The sequence below is a fragment of the Mesorhizobium sp. LjRoot246 genome (assembly GCF_964254115.1).
Classification (GTDB): domain Bacteria; phylum Pseudomonadota; class Alphaproteobacteria; order Rhizobiales; family Rhizobiaceae; genus Mesorhizobium.
This window is the reverse complement of the sequence record NZ_CAXUSN020000001.1, coordinates 1,599,654-1,625,844: the sequence shown is the minus strand read 5'-3', so window position 1 is coordinate 1,625,844 and position 26,191 is coordinate 1,599,654. Positions and strand designations below refer to the sequence as shown.

At 64.3% G+C, this 26,191-nt stretch carries 26 protein-coding genes; 6 read left to right on the top strand and 20 right to left on the bottom strand.

What is annotated here, in order from left to right:
- Positions 1 to 6: 6 nt before the first annotated feature.
- From folP to ACSQ3L_RS07710, 9 genes are all read right to left on the bottom strand, one after another.
- The gene (folP, locus tag ACSQ3L_RS07750; RefSeq protein WP_436159406.1) at positions 7 to 840 is read right to left on the bottom strand and encodes a dihydropteroate synthase; all 834 of its coding nucleotides are present in this window, start codon (positions 838 to 840) and stop codon (positions 7 to 9) included.
- A 9-nt stretch (positions 841 to 849) separates the two neighbouring features.
- A complete protein-coding gene (locus ACSQ3L_RS07745) occupies positions 850 to 1,215 on the bottom strand; it encodes a hypothetical protein (protein WP_436159405.1) in 366 nt (121 codons plus the stop codon).
- A gap of 97 nt (positions 1,216 to 1,312) precedes the next feature.
- Positions 1,313 to 1,666, bottom strand: a complete 354-nt coding sequence (locus tag ACSQ3L_RS07740; RefSeq protein ID WP_436159404.1) for a cupin domain-containing protein — start codon at positions 1,664 to 1,666, stop codon at positions 1,313 to 1,315.
- Between the two features lie 119 nt (positions 1,667 to 1,785).
- Complete coding sequence (locus ACSQ3L_RS07735) at positions 1,786 to 2,679, bottom strand: sugar phosphate isomerase/epimerase family protein (RefSeq protein ID WP_436159403.1); 894 nt, start codon at positions 2,677 to 2,679, stop codon at positions 1,786 to 1,788.
- A 97-nt stretch (positions 2,680 to 2,776) separates the two neighbouring features.
- A complete protein-coding gene (locus ACSQ3L_RS07730) occupies positions 2,777 to 3,715 on the bottom strand; it encodes an ABC transporter substrate-binding protein (RefSeq protein ID WP_292187614.1) in 939 nt (312 codons plus the stop codon).
- 76 nt (positions 3,716 to 3,791) lie between these two features.
- Positions 3,792 to 4,790 carry an ABC transporter permease subunit gene (locus ACSQ3L_RS07725; protein WP_436159402.1) on the bottom strand — a complete coding sequence of 333 codons (999 nt, stop codon included), beginning with the start codon at positions 4,788 to 4,790 and terminating at the stop codon, positions 3,792 to 3,794.
- Complete coding sequence (locus tag ACSQ3L_RS07720; protein ID WP_436159401.1) at positions 4,787 to 6,331, bottom strand: sugar ABC transporter ATP-binding protein; 1,545 nt, start codon at positions 6,329 to 6,331, stop codon at positions 4,787 to 4,789. Before ACSQ3L_RS07720 ends, ACSQ3L_RS07725 begins: the two co-directional genes overlap by 4 nt.
- Positions 6,328 to 7,707 carry an FGGY-family carbohydrate kinase gene (locus ACSQ3L_RS07715; protein ID WP_436159400.1) on the bottom strand — a complete coding sequence of 460 codons (1,380 nt, stop codon included), beginning with the start codon at positions 7,705 to 7,707 and terminating at the stop codon, positions 6,328 to 6,330. Before ACSQ3L_RS07715 ends, ACSQ3L_RS07720 begins: the two co-directional genes overlap by 4 nt.
- Positions 7,704 to 8,480 (bottom strand): DeoR/GlpR family DNA-binding transcription regulator, encoded by a 777-nt coding sequence (locus tag ACSQ3L_RS07710; protein WP_436159399.1) that lies wholly within the window; start codon positions 8,478 to 8,480, stop codon positions 7,704 to 7,706. The genes ACSQ3L_RS07715 and ACSQ3L_RS07710 overlap by 4 nt, the downstream gene beginning before the upstream one ends.
- A 193-nt stretch (positions 8,481 to 8,673) precedes the next feature.
- Here ACSQ3L_RS07710 and ACSQ3L_RS07705 point away from each other — a divergent pair, with 193 nt between their 5' ends.
- Genes ACSQ3L_RS07705 through ACSQ3L_RS07695 form a run of 3 tightly spaced genes read left to right on the top strand, consistent with a single transcriptional unit; the run spans position 8,674 to position 11,853 of the window.
- Complete coding sequence (locus ACSQ3L_RS07705; protein WP_436159398.1) at positions 8,674 to 9,717, top strand: class II aldolase/adducin family protein; 1,044 nt, start codon at positions 8,674 to 8,676, stop codon at positions 9,715 to 9,717.
- A 13-nt stretch (positions 9,718 to 9,730) separates the two neighbouring features.
- On the top strand, positions 9,731 to 11,005 hold the full coding sequence (locus ACSQ3L_RS07700) for an FGGY-family carbohydrate kinase (protein ID WP_436159397.1): 1,275 nt from the start codon (positions 9,731 to 9,733) through the stop codon (positions 11,003 to 11,005).
- Complete coding sequence (locus ACSQ3L_RS07695) at positions 11,002 to 11,853, top strand: TIGR01459 family HAD-type hydrolase (RefSeq protein ID WP_436159396.1); 852 nt, start codon at positions 11,002 to 11,004, stop codon at positions 11,851 to 11,853. The genes ACSQ3L_RS07700 and ACSQ3L_RS07695 overlap by 4 nt, the downstream gene beginning before the upstream one ends.
- Here ACSQ3L_RS07695 and ACSQ3L_RS07690 read toward each other — a convergent pair.
- Complete coding sequence (locus tag ACSQ3L_RS07690) at positions 11,840 to 12,856, bottom strand: sugar-binding transcriptional regulator (RefSeq protein WP_436159395.1); 1,017 nt, start codon at positions 12,854 to 12,856, stop codon at positions 11,840 to 11,842. The genes ACSQ3L_RS07695 and ACSQ3L_RS07690 overlap by 14 nt on opposite strands.
- Before the next feature lie 158 nt (positions 12,857 to 13,014).
- Here ACSQ3L_RS07690 and ACSQ3L_RS07685 point away from each other — a divergent pair, with 158 nt between their 5' ends.
- Positions 13,015 to 13,818: a hypothetical protein gene (locus ACSQ3L_RS07685; protein ID WP_436159394.1), complete on the top strand. Its 804-nt coding sequence runs from the start codon at positions 13,015 to 13,017 to the stop codon at positions 13,816 to 13,818.
- 15 nt (positions 13,819 to 13,833) lie between these two features.
- On the opposite strand, the gene ptsP is transcribed toward ACSQ3L_RS07685, so the two are convergent.
- Genes ptsP through ACSQ3L_RS07660 form a run of 5 tightly spaced genes read right to left on the bottom strand, consistent with a single transcriptional unit; the run spans position 13,834 to position 18,545 of the window.
- Complete coding sequence (gene ptsP / locus ACSQ3L_RS07680; protein ID WP_436159393.1) at positions 13,834 to 15,801, bottom strand: phosphoenolpyruvate--protein phosphotransferase; 1,968 nt, start codon at positions 15,799 to 15,801, stop codon at positions 13,834 to 13,836.
- Positions 15,802 to 15,857: 56 nt separating this feature from the next.
- The gene (locus ACSQ3L_RS07675; protein WP_436159392.1) at positions 15,858 to 16,238 is read right to left on the bottom strand and encodes a PTS glucitol/sorbitol transporter subunit IIA; all 381 of its coding nucleotides are present in this window, start codon (positions 16,236 to 16,238) and stop codon (positions 15,858 to 15,860) included.
- A 26-nt stretch (positions 16,239 to 16,264) separates the two neighbouring features.
- Positions 16,265 to 17,269, bottom strand: coding sequence for a PTS glucitol/sorbitol transporter subunit IIB (gene srlE / locus ACSQ3L_RS07670; RefSeq protein ID WP_436159391.1), 1,005 nt, complete (start codon positions 17,267 to 17,269; stop codon positions 16,265 to 16,267).
- A 16-nt stretch (positions 17,270 to 17,285) separates the two neighbouring features.
- Positions 17,286 to 18,047 carry a PTS glucitol/sorbitol transporter subunit IIC gene (gene srlA / locus ACSQ3L_RS07665; RefSeq protein ID WP_013529328.1) on the bottom strand — a complete coding sequence of 254 codons (762 nt, stop codon included), beginning with the start codon at positions 18,045 to 18,047 and terminating at the stop codon, positions 17,286 to 17,288.
- Positions 18,048 to 18,107: 60 nt separating this feature from the next.
- On the bottom strand, positions 18,108 to 18,545 hold the full coding sequence (locus ACSQ3L_RS07660) for a transcriptional regulator GutM (protein ID WP_352582022.1): 438 nt from the start codon (positions 18,543 to 18,545) through the stop codon (positions 18,108 to 18,110).
- Positions 18,546 to 18,739: 194 nt separating this feature from the next.
- On the opposite strand from ACSQ3L_RS07660, the gene ACSQ3L_RS07655 reads away from it, so the two are divergent.
- Both ACSQ3L_RS07655 and ACSQ3L_RS07650 read left to right on the top strand, forming a co-directional pair.
- Positions 18,740 to 19,381, top strand: coding sequence for a hypothetical protein (locus ACSQ3L_RS07655; protein ID WP_436159390.1), 642 nt, complete (start codon positions 18,740 to 18,742; stop codon positions 19,379 to 19,381).
- A gap of 90 nt (positions 19,382 to 19,471) precedes the next feature.
- Complete coding sequence (locus ACSQ3L_RS07650; protein WP_436159389.1) at positions 19,472 to 20,146, top strand: HAD family hydrolase; 675 nt, start codon at positions 19,472 to 19,474, stop codon at positions 20,144 to 20,146.
- Positions 20,147 to 20,150: 4 nt separating this feature from the next.
- Here ACSQ3L_RS07650 and ACSQ3L_RS07645 read toward each other — a convergent pair whose 3' ends face one another.
- The 5 genes from ACSQ3L_RS07645 to ACSQ3L_RS07625 all read right to left on the bottom strand — a co-directional run bounded on the left by ACSQ3L_RS07645 (position 20,151) and on the right by ACSQ3L_RS07625 (position 26,122).
- Positions 20,151 to 21,269 carry a DUF930 domain-containing protein gene (locus ACSQ3L_RS07645; protein WP_436159388.1) on the bottom strand — a complete coding sequence of 373 codons (1,119 nt, stop codon included), beginning with the start codon at positions 21,267 to 21,269 and terminating at the stop codon, positions 20,151 to 20,153.
- Between the two features lie 161 nt (positions 21,270 to 21,430).
- Positions 21,431 to 22,189 carry a 5'/3'-nucleotidase SurE gene (locus ACSQ3L_RS07640; RefSeq protein WP_436159387.1) on the bottom strand — a complete coding sequence of 253 codons (759 nt, stop codon included), beginning with the start codon at positions 22,187 to 22,189 and terminating at the stop codon, positions 21,431 to 21,433.
- The gene (locus ACSQ3L_RS07635; protein WP_436163392.1) at positions 22,186 to 23,352 is read right to left on the bottom strand and encodes an MBL fold metallo-hydrolase; all 1,167 of its coding nucleotides are present in this window, start codon (positions 23,350 to 23,352) and stop codon (positions 22,186 to 22,188) included. Before ACSQ3L_RS07635 ends, ACSQ3L_RS07640 begins: the two co-directional genes overlap by 4 nt.
- Positions 23,352 to 24,431, bottom strand: coding sequence for an ABC transporter ATP-binding protein (locus tag ACSQ3L_RS07630; RefSeq protein ID WP_436159386.1), 1,080 nt, complete (start codon positions 24,429 to 24,431; stop codon positions 23,352 to 23,354). Before ACSQ3L_RS07630 ends, ACSQ3L_RS07635 begins: the two co-directional genes overlap by 1 nt.
- Entirely contained in the window at positions 24,419 to 26,122 is a 1,704-nt protein-coding gene (locus tag ACSQ3L_RS07625) for an ABC transporter permease (RefSeq protein ID WP_436159385.1), read from the bottom strand. The genes ACSQ3L_RS07630 and ACSQ3L_RS07625 overlap by 13 nt, the downstream gene beginning before the upstream one ends.
- Positions 26,123 to 26,191: the final 69 nt, after the last annotated feature.

The following is a 26,191-nucleotide window of genomic DNA, read 5'->3' as shown; positions in this document are numbered from 1 at the left end:
CGTCCTTCATCCCGCCGCGTTCTCGCGCTCGCGCACCGCGTCGGCGAAAGCCAGGGCATCGCGGTTGACCGCGACGTTGTGCACACGAAAAATCGAAGCGCCCTTCAACCGCAAGATGACGCTGGTTGCCGCTGTTCCAACGTCCCGCCCCTCGTCGTTTTCGCCGACCAGGTGGCGGGCGAGGCGCTTGCGTGAGGTGCCGACGAGCCATGGAAAACCAAGAGCACGCAATTCGCCGAAGCGAGCCATGAGTTCCAGGTTCTCCTCTCCGCCCTTGGCAAAAGCGAAGCCTGGGTCCAACACGATCCGGTCATCCGGGATGCCGGCATCGCGTGCGATCTCCAGCGATCTGTTCAGGAACAGGAACTGGTCGGCGATTACATCCGCCAGCTTTTCACGATCGCGCCCAGTGTGCATGATGACAAGGCCGGCGCCGGTTTCCGCCGCGACGCGCGCGATGTCGGGTTCGCGCTGCAGGCCATGTACGTCGTTGACGATATGTGCGCCTGCCGCGACCGCCAGACGCGCCGTTTCGGCCCGATAGGTATCAACCGAAACGAGGCTGCCGCCGTCGGACAGCGCCTCGATGATCGGGAGGATACGCGATTGTTCCTCCAGCGCCGAAACGCTGCCGGCGCCGGGCCGGGTGGACTCGCCGCCGACATCGATGATCGCCGCGCCCTCGCCGATCATACGCCGGGCCTGTTCGAGTGCCCGCTCCGGCCGATCGAATTCTCCCCCGTCGGAAAAACTGTCCGGCGTAACGTTCAAAATCCCCATCAACAACGATCTCGCGCCAAGATCGAGATACCGTCCATGAGCAAGTTGCCAACGGGTCATCCGGCGATTCTATGGATATTTCGTGTGATTTGAAGTCCCGGCCTGGAGGCTTGGATCGCTCTGCAATTCCTTCGGCAGTGGAAGACTTGAACATCGCAAATGCACTTCACGGGCGAACAGCTTTCGTTGCTTCTGCTCATGCTCTTTAATGGCTGCCACGAGCCCTAGTGAGTACGGGCCAAGCAAGACACTGAAGCCCCAACCCGGATGCTCTTTTTCGCGAGCGTCGTAGTCCGAAGCCGCCATGCGGGCTTGCTGGCATTCCGGCGACACCCATTTCGGATCCTGCTTCGAAAGAGACGCTTCGTATTCGACCGGAGAGGTCACGCATCCAGCCAATGTCGCTGCCAACGCGACCACCATTACAATTCTCATCCGCGGCCTCCCCTAGGGTCTACGTCGAATGTGGCACAGGAAACCCGCCATGGCGAACCATGGCGGGTTTTCACAATACGAATGCGATCAGGCCGCTTCAGGCCACCCGCACGACAAAATGCTTCGTCACCGGCTCGATGATCTTCCAGGTTCCCTTGAAATCGGCTTCCACGACGAAGGCGTCGCCGGGGCCGACTTCGACGGGTGAGCCGCCGTCGGGCGTGATGATGATGCGGCCGGCGATCATGTGCACGAACTCGTAGTCGGTGTAGGTCGCGTGATAGGTGCCGGGCGTAGCCCGCCACGTGCCCGACAGCACCTTGCCATCCTCGGTCGTGTGTTGGACGGCGGTTTGCATGGTCGGCTTGCCCTCGACGACGACCCAACCAGCCAGGTCGCCGGCGTCCGCCTCTTCGACGGCGCCAAATTTGATGATTGTGTCGCGTGTCATGTCCTGGGCTCCGTTTGTCCGATGCGCGGCGTTGTATGCCTGGGCGGTCAGATAGCCGATGCACCTGTCGCGGGCAATGCCGCCAGCAGCGCTAGGTCGGCCGCGCATCCGGTTGCGGCCTAGGGTTTGTGCTGTGCTGAAACCAGCACCGCCTTTCGCCGCGCCGTCTCCAGCCCGAGGCCGATGAAGGCGCGGGCATGCTTGGCCAGCGCCAGATTGTCCGTCCAAAGATTGCGCCAGATGGCGGTTTTCTTCGACAGGTTCTCGTCGACGATTTCCGACGAAAAGGATTCGAAGCTGAGGTCGTCGGCGTAGCCGATTGCGGTCAGCGCATCGAAGATCGCGGCGAAGTCGATATTGCCGGTGCCGAGGAAACCGCGATGGCTTTCGCCGATATGGACATAGCCGATCTTGCTTGCGGCATGCCTAATGGCCAGCGCGACATCAGCCTCCTCGATGTTCATGTGGAAGGTGTCGAGATGCAGGAAGATGTTGTCCGAGCCGGTATCCTCGATGAAGGCCAACCCTTGCGCGGCAGTGTTGAGCAGATTGCTCTCGAAGCGGTTGACGATTTCGAGATTAAGCGTGACGCCTGCTGCCTTCGCCGTCTCGGCGACCTTCGCCAGCGCGCCGGCGCTGCGCTTCCATTGATCGCGCGTCGGCGCCTCGACCTGCAATCCGTGGCTGGTCGAGAGAATGCCGGCGACCTTCCGGCCGCCAAGATCGCGTGTCAACGCGATGGTCTCGTTGAGGATTTCGACGCCGCGCGCGGCAATCGCCTTGTCGGCGCTCGAAATGTCGCCATCGCGAGGCAATCCGATGCTGATCGCGACGCCGAGGCCAAGATCGGCGATGCGCCTGGCGAGCCCGCCGATGTCGACATTGGCGGGGTCGAGATAAGAGAATTCGATGAGGTCGAAGCCGGCCTCTTTGGTGTTGGCCAGCGTCCGTTCGAGATCGGCCTGTGCCGAGCTCGCCGACCAGACGAAAGAATGGATTCCAACACGCGACATCATCGTCTCCGGCTTCTGCGCATCGGCCCAGAAGCGGAACCGATGCCTGGACAAGACGCGCGGCCGGGGATCCCGGCCGCACGCTGCTGAGGGACGTTTAGCGGGCCGCGGTCCAGCCCTTGTAGTCCTTCAGGTTCTCGGCCGTGATCAGCTTCGGATCGAGCAGCACGGTCGGCTCCGCCGGCTTCTTGCCGGCCAGCAGGTCGGCCGCCATCGTCAGCGACTGGCCAGCCATCACATAAGGATCCTGCGAGGCCGAGGCCTTGATCATCGAAGTGCCGGAGGAGAGTTCCTTCTCGATATCCGGCGCGCCGTCGACGGCGGTGAAGATGAATTCCGAGCGGTTGAGCTGCTTGGCCGCGAGCTGGGCGCCGATCGCCGTCGGATCGTTGATGGCAAACACCGCGTCGATCTTGTCGAAGCGGGTGAGCAGCGACTGGAACACCTTCAGGCCGCCGTCGCGCGAGCCTTCGGCATTCTGGTCGTCGGAGAGGACCTTGATGTCGGGATGCTGCGCCAGCACGTTCTTGCAGCCCTTCACCCGCTCCAGGATCGACGACGATGCCGGCCCGTTGAGGATGACGTAGTCGCCCTTGCCGCCGGTATTGTCGACCAGGTACTGGCAGGCCTCTTCGCCGGCCTTGACGTTGTTGGTCATCACGGTCACGTCGGCGCCCGGCGCCGAAACGTCGAAGGCGGCAACAATGATGCCTGCCGCCTGTGCCTTCTTCACCGCCGGTGCGATCGCCTTGGCGTCGACGGCATTGAGCATGATCACGTCGACGCCGGCGGCGATGAACGAATCGACCTGCGAAACTTGCTTGTTGAGGTCATAGTCGGCCGACACCGAGGTCACCTCGACCTTCGGGTTGATCTTCTTGGCCGCGTCCTCGATGCCCTTGATGGTGGCGACGAAGAAGGGGTTGCCGAGCAGGCCGACCGAGATGCCGACCTTGTTGAGGTCCTTGGCCGAAGCAGGCGCGATGGCGAGCGACGCGAGTGCGACGCCGCAGAGCAGTTTGGCGATGGTCTTCATTGCTTTCCTCCGATTGCCCCGCGCCTCTCACGGTGCGTTACACAAACCGGTCGTTGACGCCGGCGACTAAGGTCAATCACGTTCTTGCTCCGGCCTGGAGCCTGTAGCGGTCGAGGGCGACCGCCACGATGATGACCAATCCCTTGATGATGTACTGCCAGATGTCCGAGACACCGGCCAAGATGAGCCCATTGGAGAGCACCGCGATGATCAGGCCGCCGATCAGCGTGCCCCAGATCGAGCCGACGCCCCCGACGAAGCTGGTGCCGCCGAGAATGACCGCGGCAATGGCGTCGAGTTCGTAGGACTGACCAAGCTGCAGGCCGTTGGCGGCGTAGAGCCGGGCCGCCGACATGGCGCCGCCAAGGCCGGCCAGAAGGCCCGAAACGCCATAGACGAAGAGCAGCACCAGCGGCACCTTGATGCCGGTCAGCCGGGCGGCCTCGGCATTGCCGCCGACGGCATAGATCCAGGTGCCGAGCACGGTGCGCTTGAGCACCAGCCAGGACAGCACAACGACCGACAGCGCGATGATGACCAGCCACGGAATGCCGAACAGCGAACCGTTGCCGATGAAGTCGAACGGCAGGTCCGAGTTGAACACCGTCGTGTCCTGGCCGAGCAGGCGGGCAACACCGCGCACGGCGGTCAGCGAACCCAGCGTGACGATGAAGGGCGGCAGCTTGATGTAGGCGATGAGCAGCCCGTTGATGAGGCCGAAGCCGAGGCCGACCAGAATGGCCGCCGGCACGCCGAGCAGACCCCAATCCGGCACCAGCGACACGATCACCGCCACCATCGCCGAAGCGGCAAGGATGGCGCCGACGGAAAGGTCGATGCCACCGGTCAGGATCACGAAGGTCATGCCGGCCGCCAGCACGATGTTGATCGACGACTGCTGCGTGACGATCAAAAGGTTGGTCTCGGTCAGGAAGCGCGGGTTCAGGAACTGGAAGCCGGCCGCCAGCAGGATCAGCACCGGCAGCATGCCAAGGGCAGCGATTGCGGTGCGCAACCGCCGGCTCGTGCCGGTGGCCTGGCCGCCTGCGCTGATCTCGGTCGCCTTGTCGGTCATCGCTGAGCCGCTCCCGTTGCAAGTTCCATGATTTTCTCCTGGCTGAGCGGTTGGCCTTCGGATGCCGTCACCTCGCCCGATATCGTGCCTTCGCGCATCACCAGCACGCGGTCGGCGACGCCGATAACCTCCGGCAGTTCGCTGGAGATCATCAGGATGGCGATGCCCCGCTTGGCGAGATTGTCGATCAGCCGGTAAATTTCCGATTTCGCCCCGACATCGACGCCCCGGGTTGGCTCGTCGAGGATGACAACCTTCGGCTCGGTCTCCAGCAGGCGGGCGAGCAGCACCTTCTGCTGGTTGCCGCCCGACAGCGATCCGGCATTGGCCTGAACCGAACCGGTGCGGATGGAGAGATCGGCAACAGCCTTGGAAGCGCGTCTCTCGGCGGCCGCGAAGTCGCGCAAGCCGCCGGCGCTCGCATCCCTCGCCAGAACGCCCATGCTGATGTTGTCGGAAATCGACATGTCGAGAAACAGGCCGAGTTCCTTGCGGTCCTCGGTCAGATAGGCGATGCCGGCATCCAGCGCCTCGCGCGGCGAGCCGATGGAAATAGGCTTGCCATCGAGTTCGAGCGTGCCTGACGTGCGCTTGTCGGCGCCGAAGATCAGCCGTGCAAGCTCGGTACGGCCGGAGCCGACAAGGCCAGCCAGCGCCAGCACCTCGCCCTTGTGCAGCTCGAGCGAGCAGTTCTTAAGGAGACGGCCGTCGGACATGCCGCGCACCGAGAGCGCCACCGCGCGCTTCTCGTCCGGCGGCCGGTGGTCCTTCTTGTAGAAAGCTGACAGATCGCGGCCGACCATCATCGAGACGAGGCGCGAGGCGCTGAGCTCGGCGCGCTCGAGCGTGCCGACATAGCCGCTGTCGCGCAGCACGCTGACGCGGTCGGCAAGCTGGTAGACCTCTTCCATGCGGTGGCTGATGTAGATGATCGCGATGCCTTGCGATTTCAGCGTCGCGATGACCTCGAACAGCCGGTCGGTCTCGCGCGAGGTCAGCGACGTCGTCGGCTCGTCCATGACGATGATGCGCGCATTGGTCGACAATGCGCGGGCGATCTCGACCAGCTGGCGCTCGCCGAGCGACAGGCCGGAGACCATGTCGCGGGCCGAGAAGGAGACGCCGAGCCGCTGAATGATCTCCTTGGCGCGGCGAGTGCACTGGTCGCGGTCGACGATGCCGAAGCGTCGCGGCTCGTTGCCGAGGAAGATGTTCTGCGCCACCGTCAAATTGGGCGCCAGCGACAGCTCCTGATAGATCACCGCGACGCCGCTGGCGCGCGCCTTGATCGGATCGCCGGTCGCGGCGGGCGTGCCGTCGATCAGGATCTCGCCGCCGGCATCCGGCCGGTAGGCGCCTGAAAGCACCTTCATCAGCGTCGACTTGCCGGCGCCGTTTTCGCCCATTAAGGCGTGCAGCTCGCCGGCATGGACGCTGAGCGAGACATCCTGCAAGGCACGGATCGCGCCGAACGTCTTGGAGATGTGCCGCATTTCCAGCACCGGCTGGCGCGCCGTCTCGGCCTTGGCAGCCACACTCATCGCACACCTCCCGCCGCGGCACCAGCGATACCTCGGTCCACAGCGAAGGCACGCCAATTGCTTCGATAGCCGGCTAACCCGTTGAAACGCGAAACGCGCACCGGCTCCGGCACCTCGGCGGCAAATTCGCGCCCGACGCTTTCGAAGGCGAGCGCCGCGGCGCCAGTGGCGCTGCCCTCCAGCGTGGCGCCCTGCAGGAAAGCCTGGCCGGGACGCAACTGCGCCAGCAGCCCGGCGAGCAGGCCGCCACTGTTCAGCCCACCATCGACGATCACGGTGTTGTTCGAATGGATGAGGTCGAGCGACAGATCGACCATCAGCGCGACATAGAGCAGCGCCACGGCCGCGCGTTCCTCGGCATCGGGCCTACGCCCGACCAGCCGGCCGGACTGGCCGGACATCGGCCCGCCCGGCGCGAAGCTCGGCAGCGCCATGATGCGGGCGTCGATCACCCGCTGCACCACCGGGCCGGCGATCTCGCCTTGCCAGCCGCCGCTGACGGTTGCGAATTCGCGCCCGCCCATGAAACGGATGGTCGGCACCGGACCGCCGTCGACATCGACATTGACCAGCATGTCGCGATCCCGGTCGAGCGCGTCGAGCGGGCAGTCGGGATTGAGCACGATGACCCATGTGCCGGTTGAAACGACGGTGACCGGGCCAAGCTGCTGCCGGCGATAGGCATGCAGCGCCGCATTCGAGTCGTGGACGCCATTGTGAATGGCGACCGGCCGTGCCGCGCCGCCGAAGTGCCCTTGCCCGATAACGCTGCCGGCGCGCTCGAAGGCAGGCATCCGGTCACGCCAGCCCTGCGCGTCGACCAGCGAGGAAAAATCTTGGCTGCGCGGCGCCCACAGATGCGAATGGCAGCCGAGATAGGACACTTCCGAGACCGCTCGCCCGCCAAGGCGCCAGCTCCAATATTGCGGATAGCCGAGGATCGATTTCGACGCGGTGAATGCGTCGGGATCGACCTCCTGCAGCCACAGCATGTGGCGACCGTAGTTGAAGCCGAGCGGTAGCCGTGGGGAAAATGTCTCGGCAAAGTCCGGAATGCGGCGATCGATCCGCGCGGCAATCTCGGCCGGCGGCTCTTGCTCGTAATCGAGGATCGGATGCGTCAGCGCCGCCTCGTCGGTCAAGGCGAAGGTGCAGCCATGGCCCGACACCATCAGCCCCTCGACACCATGGCTGTCGACCGCATTGGCGACAGCACCGAGTGCCCAATCGTGGAGCGTTGCCTCGTCGAGCACGCTGAAGCCGCCCTGGCGCACCCATTTCGGCTGTGTCCGGCGCTCGTCGAGAATGCGCCCGTCCTGGCCGAAGACGAACAGCTTCGAATTGGTCTTGCCGAAATCGAGGACCGCCACCTTCACTGGATGGCTCCCGAGGCTATCCGCACCATGACGCCGGCGTCCTCCAGCATGCGCGCATCGGTGTCGGAGAGGCCGTCGTCGGTGACCAGCGTCCCGATGCGGGAAAGCGGCAGCGCAACGTTGCGTGCATGGATCGACAGTTTGCGGCTGTCGGCCAGCACCACGATCTGGTCGGCGCAAAGGCTGAGGTCGACGATCGAGCGCACCAGCAGCGGATGCGATTCCAGCACACCTTCCTGGCCAATGCCTTGCGCGCCGAGAAAGAATTTCGAGGCGTAGAAGGGCACGGCCTGGGTGAGCGAATGGATAATGCCGGGCTCGCGATGCAGATCACCCCCCGCAACCGTCAGGCTGCAATGGCCGTGGTCGCTGAGATAGGCCGCCAGCGGCATCGAGTTGGTGTAGAGCCGAATGTTGCGCTCGGCGAGCTTGACCCCGAGATGGAAGCAGGTCGAGCCGCCATGCACGATGACCGCATCGCCGTCGCGCACCATGGTCGCCGCGAGAGCGGCGATCTGCCGCTTGGCCTCGACCGCAAGGTCGCGGTTCTCGTCGTAGGGCCTGGCATAGGCGACACCGGCCTGGGAAGCGCCATCGAGCGCCGAGATGCCGCCATAGACCTTCCGTGCTTCGCCGGCTTCGTCGATCCTATCGATGTCACGCCTGACCGTCGCGGCTGAAACGCCAAGCCGTTCCTGCAGCTCGCGCACCGAGGCGAACGGGCGATCCCGCAGCAGTTCGACGATCTGACGCTGGCGGCCGGAGTCGCTCAACTCTTTCCTCCCGGATGCCCTTTTCCATGGCAATTGGCGCAACTTACTCAACATTAGCCAGATTGCAAGCGAGTTTTGATGATAGTAGATCACTGTTGACGTAGATCACTCGTATCTGCGATATCAGCGCCAATTCGATCCCGGCAACGGGATTTCGCGCAGGACACGGCCGAGCCGTTGGAGGAAAAGCGCCATGGCGACCCAAGCTGACGCGCAGGAACTGGCGGCCTTGCGAGCGCTTTCGGCCAGCATCGGGCAGAGCCCGCATCTGACCCAGGCGGCGGGTGGCAACACCTCGCTGAAAGCTGGCGACACGTTGTGGATCAAGGCCTCCGGCACCTGGCTGAAGGACGCGCTCACCGATGACATCATGGTGCCGGTGGCGATGGCACCGCTGCTCAGGGCTGTCGAGCAGCGCGACCGCGCCGCCGACCAGCCGCAGGGTTTCACCATTGCGGCACTCAACCCGCGCGGCCTGCGTCCGTCGATCGAGACCACGGTGCACACCCTGATGCCGCAGCGCGTGGTTCTGCATGTCCATTGCGTCGACACCATCTCGCTTGCGGTGCAGGCCGATGCCGAGGCGGAGGTCGCCAGGCGGCTCGATGGCATCGAATGGGCCTATGTGCCCTATTTCCGGCCGGGCCTCCCGCTTGCCCGCGGCATTGCCGAGAAACTGCGGCCTGATGTCGATGTGCTGATCCTTGGCAATCACGGGCTGGTCGTCGCCGCCGAAACCGTCGCCGGGGCGGGGCTTCTGCTGAAGCGCGTCAGATCGCTGCTGGCCCGGCCGGCGCGCGCGACCGCCGCGCCCGACCTGGCCGCCTTGACGGCGCTTGCCGGCGACAGCGGTTACAGATTGCCGGCCGATGTCGAAGCACATGCGGTCGCGCTCGACCCGGAGAGCCGCCGCATGGCGCAGGCCGGCAGCCTCTATCCGGACCACGTCATCTTCCTCGGCCAGGGCTCCGTCGTGGCAAGACCCGGCGAGAATGTGGCCGATGTCGTCGCACGACTGGGCACGCCGCCGGCCGCGATCCTGTTTCCCGGCACTGGCGTGCTGATGCGCGGTGACGCCAGCGCCGGCGCCGATGCCATGCAGCGCTGCCTTGCCGATGTGACGGCGCGCATCGACATCGCGGCGCGGCTGAACTATCTCACCGCCGCCGAGAATGACGAGCTGATCAACTGGGACGCCGAGCAGTATCGCCAAAAGCTCAACGCGGCCGGCGGCTAGCAAGGTCAGACCTATGCTGCCACTCGTCATCGGCATCGATATCGGCACATCCGGTGCGCGCGCCGTCGCCATGCGTCCGAATTTCTCCATTGCCGGGCATTCGGCTGTTCCGCTCGACAGGTTTGGCCACGATGGCCGAGACCCAACGACATGGTGGCAAGCGGTCGAGGCGGCGTTGACGGAAGTGCTTTCCGGCATCGACCGCACGGCGGTCCGCGCCATCGCGGTCGACGGCACATCGGGCACGCTGCTGCCGGTCGACGCCGCCGGGCGGCCCTTGGCCGAGCCGCTGATGTACAACGACAAGGTCGCCGACGACGACATTCTTGCCGCGGTCGCCCGCGAGGCGCCGACAGCAAGTGCCGCGCACGGAGCGACATCCGGCCTCGCCAAGGCCCTGCGCTTCCAGAGCGTGCCCGGCATTGCGGCGGTGCTGCACCAAGCCGACTGGATCGCCGGAAACTTCTCCAGCCGCTTCGATGTCAGCGACGAGAACAATGCGCTGAAGACAGGCTATGATGTCGAGGCCCGCCGCTGGCCGGCCTGGATCGCGGCGACCGGAATGCGCATGGATTTGCTGCCGCGCATCGTCGAGCCGGGCGATGTCACCGGCGCCCTCACCGCTGCCGCTGCGGAGCTGTTCGGCTTGCCGCGCGATGTGGCCATTGTCGCCGGCACCACGGATGGCTGCGCCTCGTTCCTGGCGACGGGTGCCATGGCCATCGGCGACGGCGTCACGGCGCTGGGATCCTCGCTCACCATCAAGATCCTGTCCGACCGGCCGATCTCGGCACCGCGCTTCGGCATCTACAGCCATCGGCTTGGCAACGCCTGGCTGGCGGGCGGCGCGTCGAATTCCGGCGGCAAGGTGCTGGCACAGTATTTTCCGCTCGCGCGTATCATCGAACTCAGCGCGGCAATCGACCCGGGGACGCAAACCGGCCTCGATTACTATCCGCTTCCCGCCACGGGCGAACGTTTCCCGATCGCCGATCCAGCGCTCGCGCCACGCCTTGCGCCCCGGCCGGCGGACGACGCCGACTATCTGAAAGCAATCTTCGAAGGCATCGCCGCGATCGAAGCGCTCGGCTACGGCAGGCTTGCCGAGCTCGGCGCGCCCGCGCTGACATCGGTCAGGAGCGTCGGTGGCGGCGCCGCAAACCCGGCCTGGACGGCAATCCGGCAGCGCAGGCTCGGCGTCGATTTCCTGCCCGCACTTTGCGACGAGGCCGCCGCCGGCACGGCGCGGCTGGCGCTGATGGGCGCAAGCCGGGCGGGACTTCTATGAGCGCGAAGGGAGTCGAGCGTCTCGACGGCATCGGGCCGCTTGTAGAGCGCTACGATGTGTTTCTGCTCGACCAGTTCGGCGTGCTGCATGACGGCACGCGGCCCTATCCAGGCGCAGTGGCGGCGCTATCGGCGCTGAAGCGCGCCGGCAAGACCGTGGTGCTGGTTTCGAACTCCGGCAGGCGGGCACAGCCCAATGAAAGCCGGCTCATGAAACTCGGCTTCGAACCGGGAAGCTGGGATCATTTCGTCTCTTCCGGCGAGGTGGCGTGGCGATCTTTTAGTGACATGGCGGCGTTGGGGAAGCTGCGCCCTGGGACAAAATGCCTGCTGATCAGCCGTGACGGCGATCGCTCGGCCATCGACGGCCTGCCTTTTGTGCTGACCGGGTCCGGCGATGAGGCCGAGCTGGTCCTGATCTCGGCCAGCGAGGGTGATCGCTACGATCTCGACCATTATCACAGGCTGTTTGTGCCGGCAGCAGCGCGGCAAGTGCCGTGCTTCTGCACCAATCCTGACACCATCATGCTAACGGCCAAAGGCCCTCGCTTCGGCGCCGGCCGTCTTGCCGACCTCTATGAGAGACTGGGCGGCAGCGTTACCCGCATCGGCAAGCCCGACAAGGCGATTTTCGACGCCGCACTGGCGCTGGCCGGTGAGCCGGACCGTGGCACCGTGGTCTGCGTCGGCGACAGTGTCGAGCATGACATATCGGGAGGAAACAGCGCCGGCGTCGCCACGGCGTTGGTGCTGAGCGGAATCCTCGCAGATACGCCCGATCTCGCCGCTGTCTTCGACGAACAGCGGGCCTGGCCGAACTACATCACGGATAGCTTCAGCTTCCGCTGACCGCGTCCAGCATGCGCCGCGCGCTCTCCTCGTCGGTGATCAGGATGGTCGGAGCGATCAGAGTCATGGCGCCGAGCAGCGCCTCGGTCTTCTCCTCCCCACCAGAGGTGAGGATGCGGATTGGCGCCTTGCGCAGACGGTCGACATCCACCGACATCACGTGGCTGTTGACGGGATGGTCGACCAGATCGCCGTTGCGGTCGAAGAAATGGAACAGAAGGTCGCCGACGGCGCCACGCGCAAGCAAGGCCTCCCGATCCGCTTCCTTGAGAAAACCGCCTCGAGAGAAGGTGGTGGCCGAGGCGATGCCGCCGACGCTCAGCAGGACGGCATCGAGCACGTTGGCCATTTCAAAAACCTCTTGCAGACCGCAGCGCTCGACCAGCGCGATCTTGGTCTCGACGCTGTCGACAACGGCCGGCGTCGGGATCAGATAGCCGTCGCCCTGGAAGATTTGGGCGAAACGCCAGGCGAACTCGGCCGGGTTGAAGCGGCGCACGACGCCGACACCGCCAAGCAGCGAAATCACCTTGAAGTCGGTAAGCGACTTGGCGCTGATGAAGGGCAGGCTCGAGAACAGTGTCTGACCCCAGCCGACGCCGACCCGCATGCCGGACTTCATCGTGTCCGACAGGAAACTGCCGGTCTTGGCGCTGATCGCTGGTATCGGATCGGCATTGGGCGCGGAAAGAGGCGCCACCAGCGCCTGCTGCAGCCCGAATGTCTTCTCCAGCGCGCGCTCCAGCCGCACGATTTCCGACAATTCGCTCTCGATGGTGATCTTCACTTCGTTGCGCGCCCGGGCGTCCGCCAGCATGCGCACGATGGTGACGCGGCCGACGCCGAGCACGTCGGCGATCTCGTTCTGCGTCATCTGTTCGACGAAATACATCCAGGCGGCGCGGATCCTGAGGCGATCCGTCCGGCTTTCGCTGGCGACCTGCTCGGTTGCCTCGCCGCCGCCTCGACGGTCTTCGCTTTCGCCCTGTCGTCGTCTGCCCACGCCTATCTCTCCCCCTGCGGCGACGGACGAGCGCGCCGCTGCCGATTCTGCATGCTGGTCTAGTATCGCCTATTGATCTACCTATCGATAGGAACAATGTAGAGGTGGTGGCCGCTCCTGTTGGCGGCCATCCGCAGCAAATTTCAAGGCGATCCGCGATGCTCCGACAAATCTCCGAAGATGTCCGCGTCAATCTGAAGGACCGGCTGCGGGAAGTCCGCGAAATCATCCGCCAGAGCCGCCATGACGGCAGCGGCGATGCCAGCATCCTGCGCGAAGCAACCAGCCATCTGCCGCCGTTTCCAGGCAAGGGCATCGAAGGCCTGCTCAGCCATGCCGCGAGTGCCGTCGACGAAGCGCTGTCGATCGCTGAATCTCTCGTCCCGCATGAGCGCCCGATCAAGGTGGACGGCACAACGGTAAAGGGTCTCGGCACCTATTTCCCGACCGGCAACGAGGATCGCCAGCTGAGCGCGGAGCGCCTGTTCCGACGCGATATGTATTATCTGACCAAGACGGTGCTTGCCGGCCTGAACATCGACAATGCCCGCATACACGAAGCCGATTTCGCCGCCGTCCATGCCACGATGCGCAAGCGGCATGGCGATCTGCTGGCTGCCTTGGCCGCGCCAGGTGCCGGATTGCAGGCAATCGCGGCCATTTGTTCGGCGCTGCTGGTCGAGTGCCTCAGCCAGCGTCCCGTTCGTTTTGCCGAAACCACGCAGGAAACGCCTGCGATGGCGGACGGCCGGGCGCTCGACATCAGCTGCCTGGCGCCGCTCGCTTTGGCCTGCGGCCTGGCGACCACCGGCAGCGACGGCGCACCGGAGCCGGATATGCTGGAGATCGCGATCCTGGCGGCAGATATCCGCCACGACCGCATTGTTCAGGCCTGTGCCAAGGCCAGCCCGATCAGTGAATTGACGCCCGTTTTCGCCACTTTGCTTGCGCATCTGCCGTAATTATCGGGACTTCGGCTAGCCCTCAGCGGCCATCGCCATGATCGCTTTCTTGGCGCGCTGGATCGAAGCCGGGCTCATCGAGAGTTCGGTCAGCCCCATCTTCACGAAAGTCGCAATAAGATCCGGCCGGCCAGCGGCCTCACCGCACATACCGACCATGATGCCGGCATCGACGCCGGCTTTTGCCGTCATTTCGATCGCCGACATGACGGCCGGATTGGTGACATCGTTGAGCCTCGCCACGGTCGGGTTGAGCCGGTCGGCGGCCATAATGTACTGGGTGAGGTCATTGGTGCCGATCGAGAAGAAAGCCACCTCCTTGGCCAGCGCCGGGGCGATCAGCACGGCGGCCGGGGTCTCGATCATCACGCCGAGATCGAACGTTGCATGCGGCACGCCTTCGGCTTTCAGCTCCGCCGCGCATTCTGCAACCAGAACCCGCGTCTGCCTGATCTCTGATATGTCAGAGACCATCGGCAGCATCACCTTGATGTTGCCGTGCACGGCGGCCCGCAGCAGCGCCCGCAGTTGGCGTTTGAAGATGTCGGGCCGGTCGAGGCACATGCGAATGCCGCGCCAGCCGAGGAAGGGGTTCTCCTCGTCGGGAAATTCGATGCCGGCAATCGGCTTGTCGCCGCCAATGTCGAGCGTGCGCACGATGACCGGATATGGCGCAAATGCCTTGGCCAGCGCCGCATAGGTCTCCGCCTGCATGTCCTCCGAGGGCAAGTGCATATGGCGCATGAACAGAAGCTCGGTGCGGAACAGGCCGACACCCATCGCGCCGGCCTCCTGTGCCGCCTCGATTTCCTCAAGCGAGCCGATATTGGCCGCGACCTCGATTGTCCTGCCGTCGGCGAGCTTCGGCGTCACCGTCTTGAAGACGGTCAAGCTGGCGCGCTCCTTTGCCGCCGCTTCGACGCGGCCGGCGAAATCGGCGCGGGTCGCCTCGTCGGGGTCGACGATCACATGACCGCCATTGCCGTCGAGTGCGACTTCTCGCGCAGTGCGCAAGGCATTGACCTGACCGCCGAGGCCGAGCACCGCCGGAATGCCGTGTGAGCGGGCGATGATGGCGATGTGCGATGTAGCGCCGCCATGGCCGCACACCACTCCGCCGATGCGCTTCAGCGGCGCGCGCGCCAGGTCCCAGGCGCCGATGTCGTCGGCAATCAGGATGGCCCCTTCGGGGATGTTTTCGAGGCTGAAATCGTCCTGCCCAAGCAGCACCAGGCAAATCTGCCGCCCCACCGCATGAACGTCGTCCGCCCGCGCGTTGAGATAGTGATCGTCGACGGCGCTGAAATCGGCGGCGATGGTGGAGGCGGCCGTGATGACCGCCGAGATCGCGTCGTTGCCGCCCTTGATCAAGGTCTCGGCTTCGCTGGTCAGGCTGTCGTCCGCGGCGATGTCACGGAGCGCGGCGACGATGCCGCGGTCTCCAGCCGACAGGCTGTCCTGCGCCAACGCATGATCCATGCGGGCCTGGACCGCGCTGACCGCTGCGCGGAACCTGTCGATCTCGCCCCCTATCTCCTCGGCCTGCAACACCCGGCCCTGTCCGGCGATATCAGGCGGGAAATGAGCGAAGGCCGGGCCGATGGCGAACCCTTCGCTTGCGGCGACGCCGCGCAAGCCGGTTGCTCCCCCAGGTGCCGCCGGCGCGGATGCCGCTTGCTGGCCGACATCATTCGCCGGGCTCTGCGACTCAGCTTCGTCATCCAGGCCAGCCCTCGGATTTTCGAGATAGCCGATCAGCGCCTCGATCGCCTCGATAGCGTCGGCGCCGTTAGCCCGCACTGTGACTTCCTGGTTCTCCTTGACCGCCAGCAGCATCAGCTTGACCGAACTCTTGGCGCTGACCGCCTTGCCGTCCTTGACCAGTTCGACATCGGATTCGAAACCCTTGGCGAGCTTCACGAACCGCGTCGCGGGACGGGCATGCAAACCTTCATGCACTCTGACGATGGTCGAGCGTTCCATGGCAAATACTCTGGTCTTGGGCGCCATTCCCAACATAGGCCGTGGCGCGAATACTGTCAGGCGGCGATGGTGATGATCGCGCCCGTTTTCAGGGCGGCCACAAGCGCTTGCGGGTCGACTTGCGATGCGCAGATTTCGCCCGGCCTCTCGGCCTCCGTGGCGCCGTTGAATGAGATGACGACATGGCCCATTTCCAGCACCTTGCTCCAGGCGCTGGAGCCTACCGCCGTTATAACAGCGGCAACCGGGCCGAGGGTGATCGACGCGCCCTTTTCAGGCGCGCCGTCGCTGGGTCCGTGCTCCGTCTTGTGAAGCACGGAGACCTCGGCAAGCTCCGGCGGCGAGCCATCCGCAAACAGGATGACCACGCCCCCTTCGGCAAGGTCCGCCACTTCGGGTCCGATGGCAGTGACCCGTGTTCTCAGAAGAACCGTCATATGGCGAACCTCATTTTTCAATTGTCTTAGAACACGATCAGGCTGACGATCCAGGCGATCAGCACCGAGACCGGACCCATGATCTGGCGGCTGATGAGCACCGCCGGAACGCCGATTTCGATTGTCTTCGGCTTGGCTTCACCGAGCGCCAGGCCGACGGGGACGAAGTCGCAACCCACCTGGGTATTGTAGGCAAACAGCGCCGGCAACGCCATCGCCGGCGAAATCGTGCCATTGGCGATCTGCGGGCCGATGATGGCGACGCCGATGACCTGCGCGATGACAGCGCCTGGCCCGAGGATGGGCGACAGGAATGGCAGGCCGCAGATCGCCGAGATGATCAGCAGTCCGACGATGTTGTTGGCCAGCGGACCCATCGGCTGGGCCAGCACATCGCCGATGCCAGTGTACAGGATCAGACCGATAAGCATGGTCACGAAGGCCATGAACGGCAGCACGTTGCGGATGACCTGATCGATGGTGCGGCGGCCGGCATTGAAGAAGATGCCGACGATACGACCCATGACGCGACCGATCGTGCTGATGAGGCCGATCAGCCCGCCCTCGCTTGGCAGCGGCTGTGGTGCCGCGGCCGCATTGTTGTTGCCTAGACTCATCGCTGCTGCTCCCCCTGCAGTCGTGATCGTTTCGGATCCGTCCGCCATTGTGATGTTGGCCGGCTTCACGCCCGAAACATAGATGTCCTCGGTGATGAACTGGGCCAGCGGCCCGGACTGGCCGACCGGCGTCAGATTGACGGTCGGGATGCGCTTGCGCGGATAGACGCCGCATCGTGCGGTGCCGCCGCAGTCGACGACGACAACCGCCATCTCGCTTTCGATCGGCGGCGCCCTGAAGCCGTCGACGGCTTCGGCGCCGGTCATGTCGGCGATCAGCTGTGCCACTGGGTGAATGCCACCGCCGGTCACCGAAACAACCTTGTTTCGCTGCGCGGTCGGCTCGATGACCAGCGGGCCACCCCAGCCGGTTTTGCCCTGGGAAATCCTTACGGCTTTGTATGTCTTTGCCATGATGTCCTCCCCGCCCCTACAGCTCGACGCCCTGGCGGCGTGCCATGATGGCGGTGATGCGTTCGGTCAGCATGCCCTTGAGCAGGATGACGACGAGGCCGACGATGGCGTACCAGATCGCCACCTTGACGTGGTAGCCGGCGACAACGACACCCTTCTTCTCCAACTCCAGCAAAGCGACGAGAATGCCGCCCCAGACGAAATATTCGCCGGGATTGATGTGCGGGAACAGGCCGAGCGGCGGGTGCACATAGGATACGGCCGCGTCGTAGAAGGCCGGCTTGTGCTTTTCTTCCAGGAACGATCCGAACGTATAGGCCATCGGATTGGTGAGGAAGAACACCGCCAGGAGTGGCAAAAGCGTGTAGCGCGTCAATGCGATCCGGCCGGCGCCGCGCGCCAGGCCATGCACGCGCTCTTCGCCGACCAGTTCGGTGACGGCGTAGAAGGCCGTCATCAGCACCACCAACGTCGGAATGATGCCGGTGACGAAGCCGGCGAAGACCTCGCCGCCCTTCTGGAAGATACCGATGAAGTACTTGCCGATGGCGGTCAGCCAGCCGAGCTGCTCTTCCTGCTGGACGTCCTTGAGCTTTTCCTTGAACTGATCGACGGTGATCGGTCCGCTGTCCGCCTGTGCGAGGACAACGAGATGGTCAGAGGCATGCTCAACGGCGAGCTTGCCATGCAATGCAGCATCCGAAACCATGGCACCTGCGACATGCAGATTGTGCACGGCCATGTCGGCATGCTGCGCCAACAACGAAAATACAGACATTTCTCCTCCTTATGCCGCCCGCCGGTTGATCCCAGTCGGTGCGCGGCGTCCTCTCGTCCTCTAGGCCCTTGCTATGTTCAAGCCGGACAGACCCGGCTTCTTTCCCGGCTCCGACCGTGTTTTGTCGATCTGTTCGATCGCCCGCTTCACGGCCTCGGCCACACCGGGTTCCCCCTCCCCCATGATTGCAGGGTTGGACCGGAGTCGATCGAGGGGAACACCCTCGAACTCTTCATGTCTTTTGAATTTGGTGAACACGGAACGGCCGCTCATCACCATCAGGCGGCGCACGACCAGATCGGGTGTCACCACGACGAGCGCGATGGTGCCCTTGGCCAATCGACCGCGAAAATTGCCGGCTCCGACAAAGCCATCCTTGTACTGGTCGGTGACGCCCCGGAAGACATCCGAATAGTGCCGCATCTGCAGCCAGACGCCGAGCGACTGCAGCGCCCACACGATAACGAGCAGAAGCAGTCCCCACTGCCAAATCGCCATTCGGTTCTCCTCCCGAAGCCTCAGTTGGACCGCACCTTGGACTGACGCGTGCCAACAGCAAAGTGAGAACATTTGTTTCCGAGAATGTCAATATGTATGATATTAGCCTTGGCTGCCGTCATCCACAGGACGCTGACAGATTTCGGCGGCGGCGCCGTTGTGCTAGCCTGACCGGGAAACAGGATACGAGGAACATGGAGCTGCCCTTCAGGGACGAACTGGCCTTGATGCCCGACCTCCGCCATCGGTTGCGGCAGTTGCGCTGGTTCCGCGCCACCTTTCGCGGCAGCGCCAGGGTGGTCTCGGACACGTTCGGCGTGCGCTTCGAGATCGACGAGGCGAAGCTCACCAGGGCCTTTCTCGACTGGGTCGAGGTCATGGAGGCGCAAAAACGCTTCGCCGCGATCGACCGCGCCGACTTCATCGTCTTTGCCGCCGGCCTCGTGCTGCGCGAACTGATCAAACAGGCGCCGGCAAGGGAAATCTCCGGCCTCACGCAGCTGATCGAGACGGATGCGAATGCCGGCACGCTGGAAATCGTCCGCTTCTGGCCGGAGGGTTTCCTCTACACCAACTACTGCGTCTCGGTGATTTCGGCGATCCACGAGCAGGAATTCGGCACGGCACCGGGCATCGATAAATGCGCCGACGATTTGCGCACCTGGTGGTCCTATCGCGAGAATGTGACCGAGATGCCGGCCTATGCCGTGGCCTTCCTCGACCGCTTCCTCGGCGCCGAACCGAACTGGATCACGCCGGATCGCGCGCAGTCCCGGCAAGCCATGCAAAGGGCGCTCGGGTCCACGCGCGCGAGCGACGCATTGCGCCAGCTTTGAGCCCGCCGGCTTTGCGCGCCAACACCCCGCTATTGAACATTTGATTTTTTGACGATAGCGATGTGCGAAATTGACTCGGGAGGCAAGCGCGTGGCGCGATCAAGACCTATCATTTTCGATTGCGACGGCGTTCTTGTCGACAGCGAGCCGCTGGCCGCCCGCGCCTACGAGCGCGTCTACGAAAAGCACGGCATGCCCGGCGTTCATGGCGGCATCATCGCCCAATGCATCGGCATGAAGCAGTCCGACATCATCGCCAAGATCAAGGAATTGACCGGCCACCAGTTTCCAGCGGTGGCGGACGGCGACATCTGGGCCGAGACCAAGGTGCTGTTCTCCGAGGAGTTGAAGCCGACACCGGGAATTACCGCATTTCTGCAGGCACTTGCCGGCGACCGCTGCGTTGCCTCGTCATCCTCCGTCGAGCGCATAAACCACAGCCTGGCCGTGACCGGGCTGGCGCGATTCTTCGACGATGCGATCTACAGCTCCTCGATGGTCAAGAACGGCAAGCCGGCGCCGGACATCTTCCTGTTCGCCGCCGAGAAAATGGACGCCAACCCCGCCGACTGCATCGTGGTCGAGGATTCGCCCTTCGGCATCCAGGGCGCGGTCGCCGCCGGCATGACGGCGATCGGCTACATCGGTGGCGGCCACACCTATGCCGGGCACAGCGCGCGGCTGACAGCGGCCGGTGCCGATTTCGTCTGCGCCGACTGGCATGACGTTAGCCGGCAATTGGCCGGGCTCGGCGTCCCCGCCTAGGCTCTTAGCGAACAGGCAGCCCAAGGCGGACCCATTGGTCGGGTGGTATCACAGGCCCGACACGGAAATTGAAGGACAACACCCTGGTCGCATCGGTGTCGACCTCGCACCGGAAACCCAGATGGTACCATGTGGTTGTGGTGCGGAAAGCTACGTCCGGGGCGTCGAGGATATTGCCGGCCTTCAGCGGAACACTCGGGATCAACTCGGGAAAATAGGAGGCGTCCAGCAATTGCTGCTGCAATGCGCTGGCGCAAAGTTGGGCAGCCCGCTTGCCGCGAGGCACACCGGCCATCGAGGTCGCGGCCAATGCATCGCCGGTAGCGCCCTGCGAGTAAAGCTTGCGGACGCCCGGGAGGCCCGAATATAGCCGCGATTTAGCAATGGCCACGTCCGTCGAGCTTGGATTCCCGGCGCTCCCGCTTCCAGATTTGGACACCTTTGAAGGGCCGGATTTCGGCGCATTTGCAGGTTTAGGCTTCGGCGCTTCTGCTGACATCGGAAGCTCGATCTCACCTTCGTCCGCAGCCAATGGCGCTGGTGACGCTTCCGGCTCTTGTTTGTCGGCGTTGTGCGCTTCCGGCTTTTGTTTGTCTGCCTGCTGTTTATCCATCTCCTCGGTTGAAGTTGCCTGCTTCTCCGCATCCGGTGTGAGCTCGGCCGATTTGTTCTCTGCCTGCTTCGGCTCAGCAGGCGGCTTCGACGTGTCATCCTTGGCCGGCGACGGCGAGCTGTCCTGAGCGCTGGCCCCATCCAGGGATTTCCTCGGGCCGGCGTCCTTCTCGCCGAACTGAAAAACAGGCTTCAGGACTTCGATTGGCGGAGATTTCTGAGCCTGCTTTTCCGGCGGAGGTGGTTTTTCAACTCTCTGCTCGGGCGGTTTTTCAACCTTCGGTTCCGGCGGCTTTTCGGCTTTCTTTGGCGGCGGCGCAGGAGCAGGTTTCGGTTTCGGCTGATCGGGCGGAGGCACGAGCGCGACATTGACAGGCTGCTCCTCCTGCGGCTGCTGGGGAGGCACCGGCAGGCCATAGACCAGGAACGCCGCGATGAGCGCATGCAGGACCAGCGATGCGGGCAAAGCCCACAGCAGATGCCGCCGCCGTTCTCCTGTCTCGCTCTTCATACTGATCGATGTGGAATGAAATAGCGGCGGCTTCAAGCATAGGTAGTGGATTGGCTTAATTTAACCACTGACAGGTTGCTGATCGGATGACGATGCGCAGAGCAGCGCCAGTCAGGCACGGTGCGACTCAACCAACTCTACGATCGATTCAAAATCTGAGATCAGCCAGTTTGCCGTTGGCTCGAAATCCCATCCAGAAACCGTTCGTCCAGCCGCGTTTCGCCAAACCAGTTCAGCCGGTTGATGCTGACGAAGCCGGCATCGATCGCCTCATTCTCGTCACCCGGCTGGCTCGCATGGGCGCGGCCTCGGGGAATGGTGATGACCGTGCGCTCGCCATCGCTCTCCACGATCTCGGCCGTGCGGGCGATTTTGTCGCGGCCGACGCGCGGCTGGCGGATTTCGGCCGGCAGCGCGGTGGGTAGATTGACGCTGAGCCAATGCCCCTCCGCCCCCCAGTCGACGCGCGATCGCCACAGGGACGCGATCAGCGCACCAAGCCATTGGTCGTCGCCGCCGGTGAAATCGGGATTTTTCACGCGCGAGAAGCCGATGGCCGGCAGACTCCAGAAAGTCGCCTCCCGCGCAATGCCGAGCGTGCCGGAATAAGCAAGGTCTTCCGCAACATTGCGGCCATCATTGACGCCCGACAGCACCAGATCCGGTTTCTGCGCATCGGCAAACAGCCACGTCATCGCGCTCACCACGCAATCTGCCGGTGTGCCGGAACAGGAGTACCAGTTCGGTTCGACGCGCCGCATCGTCAAGGGCCTGGCGATCGTCAATGACGAGCCGGCAGCGGTGCGCTTGCCGTCGGGCGCGACCACCCAGACATCGTCGCTCAACACACTGGCAGCGTTGACGAGACGAGCAAGCCCCGGTGCTTCGATGCCGTCATCGTTGCAGATCAGAATTCTCATGGCTTTCTTGCCTCCGGCACGGTGATGCGCTGGCCGGTGCGGCATTGCGTGCGCAGCGACGGGATGTGGTTCTGCAGATCGCCGAGAAGCTCGGCCGCGCAGGAGTGGCCGAGTGCCGCGGGACGCCCGGCCTTCTCCCAGATATCGACATTGCCCGGCAGTGTCGGATGGGTCGGCATGCGCACCCAGTCCGCCCGCCCGGCCTTGTGCAGCAGATCGCCCGGGGAGCCTGACGGCAGATGCCCTGTGAGCAGCACCGGAAAACCAGCCTGGTCGGCACGCGGCAAGAGGCGCGACGATGGGCCGGCCTCACCCATGCCGTCATCCGCCAGCAACGGCATGGACGGCAGGGAATCGGCATCGGTCCAGTCGGCGGCATCCTGCAAGCGGGTAAGCAGGAGCTCGGAAACGCCTGGCAGCAAGGCTGCCGTAGCGCCGATCTGCGCTTCCAGGGACGAACGCATGCCGGCATGGACGGCAAACGGCCCCGGCAAGGCCGCGATCAGTTCCAACGACCGCCCTGAGAGCGGCGTCGGCAAGAGACATCCGTCTGAATGCCTCGCCACCCATTGCGAGATTTCGCGCGCCCGGACCGCCCCCGGCACCGGATCGGCACCGTAGGAAGCGTCGAGAACAAGAAGATCGCACTCGGGAATCGTTTCCATGACGAAGACATTGCTGTCCGGCACCACATCGGCGGAATAGGCAACGCGGCTTTCGCCGTCGTCGACCGCAAACCAGACGCCGCCGACGACATGCCCCGACCGTCCCGTCCGGATTGAGAGATTGCCGCTCTTCAGCGTATCGCCGGGTTCGAACAATTCGATGCGGTCTTCGGGGAAAGGGAACCACCTTAAATCCTCCGGATCGGCATAGCCGGCAAGCGTGGCCGGAGCCTCGTCGCGGGTCTCGGCCGTCATGTAGATCGGGCCGGCATAGCCGCGCGCCAGAAGCCAGCTCAGCGCACCGACATGATCCTCATGCGCATGCGAGACGAACAGCGCGTCGATGTCGGCGATCGAACCATCCAGCGCCGGATAGTAGTCCGCCCCCGAGGCGCCGACCTTGATGCCGACGTCGAGCAGGATGCGGTCTTTGCCGCTGCTGACAGCGAGGCTTGTGCGGCCCTTTTCGCCAAAACCGCCGAGCAGGTCGAGCATCATCACGATGCCGCCCCCGCCGCCGGGATCAACCAGCCGGACCGTATCCGCAGACGCGCCTTGGTTCCGCTTTCCAGCACGACCGGGTCGGGCTGCTCGAAATGCAAGGTGAGGCCGGGACCGGCGGAAGGCGTAAATTCGATTCGCGCCGAGCCACCCTGATAGATCACCCGCTTGACCAGGCCATCGAAGCCAGGGCCATCGGGCGACACGTCGAGATCCGCCGACCGGCAGCAGATCTTCGCACCGGCCCTCGGCCGCTCGCCAGGCCGGCAGCGGACAACCAGTTCAGCCCCGAGAACCCGGACCTTGCAGTGGCCTCTTTCCTCAGCACTCAACACATCGGCGGGCAGCAAAATGCCTTGCGAAATGAAGGACGCCACCATTTCATTTGCCGGCTCATGATAGAGTTCGCGCGGCGTCGCGAGCTGGTCAAGGCGTCCGCCGTCCATCACCGCGATACGATCGGCCAGCGCCATCGCCTCCGCCTGGTCATGGGTGATGTAGACGATGGTCGTGCCGGTGCGTTTGTGGAAGGACGCGAACTCGTCCTCCATCGAGGCCCTCAGATGCACGTCGAGATTGGCGAGCGGCTCATCGAACAGCACCAGCGAGGGCGCGGCGACAAGGCAGCGCGCCAGCGCCACGCGCTGACGCTGGCCGCCGGAAAGATTGGCCGGTCGGCGCTCGCCCAGCCCTTGCAGATTGACCAGGGCGAGTGCGTCTTCGACCTTCTGGCGCGCGACGGCCTTGTCGAGCTTCGCCACCTTCAGTGAATAGCCGATGTTCTCGGCCACCGTCATATGCGGCCAGAGCGCATAGTTCTGGAAGACGATGCCGACGCGCCGCTTTTCCGGCGCGACGCTGCCGCCCTTGCCCGACACGACCTCGCTGCCGATGCGGATTTCGCCCGAGGTCACTTTCTCGAACCCGGCGACGAGCCGCAGCAACGTCGTCTTGCCGCAGCCGGAGGGGCCGAGCACTGCCAGGAACTCGCCGTCGGCGACGTCGATCGACACGTCCTTGACGGCATCGAAATTGGCGAAGCTCTTGGTCACATTGTCCAGGTTCAATCGCGCCATGGCAGCACTCCGCTGGGAAGGTAGGGGGCAAGCAGATTGGTCACCAGCATCAGCGCGAAGGTGACCGCGACCGTGATGACGGACATCGCCGCCGCATAGTTGGAATCGCCGCCCTGCTCGAAGGAAAACATCACCACGCCGATCGTTTCCGACCCCGACGACCACAGCAGCGCCGAAACGGTGAGTTCGCTGAGCGCCGTCATGAAGATCAAAAGGCCGCCGGCGATCGCCGCCGGTGCCACCAAGGGAAGGATAATCGTGCGCATGCGCGTGAACAGCCCGGCGCCCGCCACCTGGGCTGCCTCCTCCAGCGCCCGGTCGATCTGGTGATAGCCGCTGATGGTCGGCCGCAGAGCCAGCACCAGGAAGCGGGCGAGATAGGCGTAGAGGATGATCCAGACGGTGTTATAGAGTTGGATGCCTGTCAGCGGGATCGGCCGCAGGAACAACAGCAGCGAGGCGATCGCCAGCACCACGCCGGGCAAGGCATAGGGCAGTTCGACCGATAGATTGAGCAGCCGCACCCAGCGCTGTTTGCCCCAGGCGATCAGGTAGCCGATTGGCACGGCGATCATGACCGCGAAGAAGGCGGCGGCGATCGACAGCCGGAAGCTGTTGAAGAACGCGCGGCTGGCCGCGTCATGCTCGAACAGCACGAAGCGGTAATTGTCGAGCGTCGCCGTCTTGGCGGTGAGCGCAATGCCGTAGCCCGGCACCAGCGATGTCAGCACCAGCCCGAACAGCGGCAAGACCAGGACCACGATAATCAGCAGCCACATGCCGGCCTGGACCGCAGGCCGCCAGCGGCCGAGCTCGTAAGGCTCGGCTGAAAGCGACGTGGAACTGATGCGATAGTCGCGGCGGCGGCTCATGACCTCCTGGGCAAGAATGCCAGCCATGGCAATGACGCCGATCAGCACCGACAGGAACGCGGTTTCGCCCAGCACGGCAGGACCGCCACCAGCCAATTTCTGATAGATCAGCGTTGGCAGCACCAGATAGTTGGCCGGAATGCCGAGAAAGGCCGGAATGCCGAAATTGCCGACGCAGGACACGAAGGCGAGTGCCGCGGCCGCCATGATCGACGGCGTCATCAGCGGCAGCACGATGGTGACCAGCACGGTGAACCAGCCAGCGCCGCCGGCGCGCGCCGCCTCGACCAGTTCGCGCGGCAGCTTGCGCAGGCCGGCGCGCACCAGCAGGAAGACCAGCGGGCCATACTGCACGCCGAGCAGCAGGATGATGCCCGATGTGGAATAGAGCGGGTTTTTGGTGCCGAGCGGCGGTGCCGCGCCGAACAGCTTGAGGAACGGGCTTGCCGGGCCGAACAATTGCAGCCAGGCGAGCGCCGTCACCTGCGGCGCGATCATCAACGGCATGACGTAGCAAAGCACCAGGGCGCCGCGGCGACGAATGTCGGTCAGCGTGATGAGGACGGCCACCAGCGTCCCCGACAGCACCGCAAGCAGGGTGCCGCCGACGCCGACGACCAGAGTATGCCAGGTCGCGATCCAGGTCGCCGGGCTGGCGAGCCCGGTCTTTATCGCGACGGTCGACAGCGTGCCGCCGGGTGCCACGATCTCCTTGATGAGACGCAGCATCGGCAGCAGCGAAAGCAGGACGATGACGATGGCTACCGCCGCCGTCAGGGCCATTTCCTGGCCCCGGCTTTGCCTGATCCGTGTTGACATGATTGCGCTTCCTGGGATCGATCGGGTTTCGCCCGAAGCGGTCTGGGATGCCGTTGAAACGGCACCCCG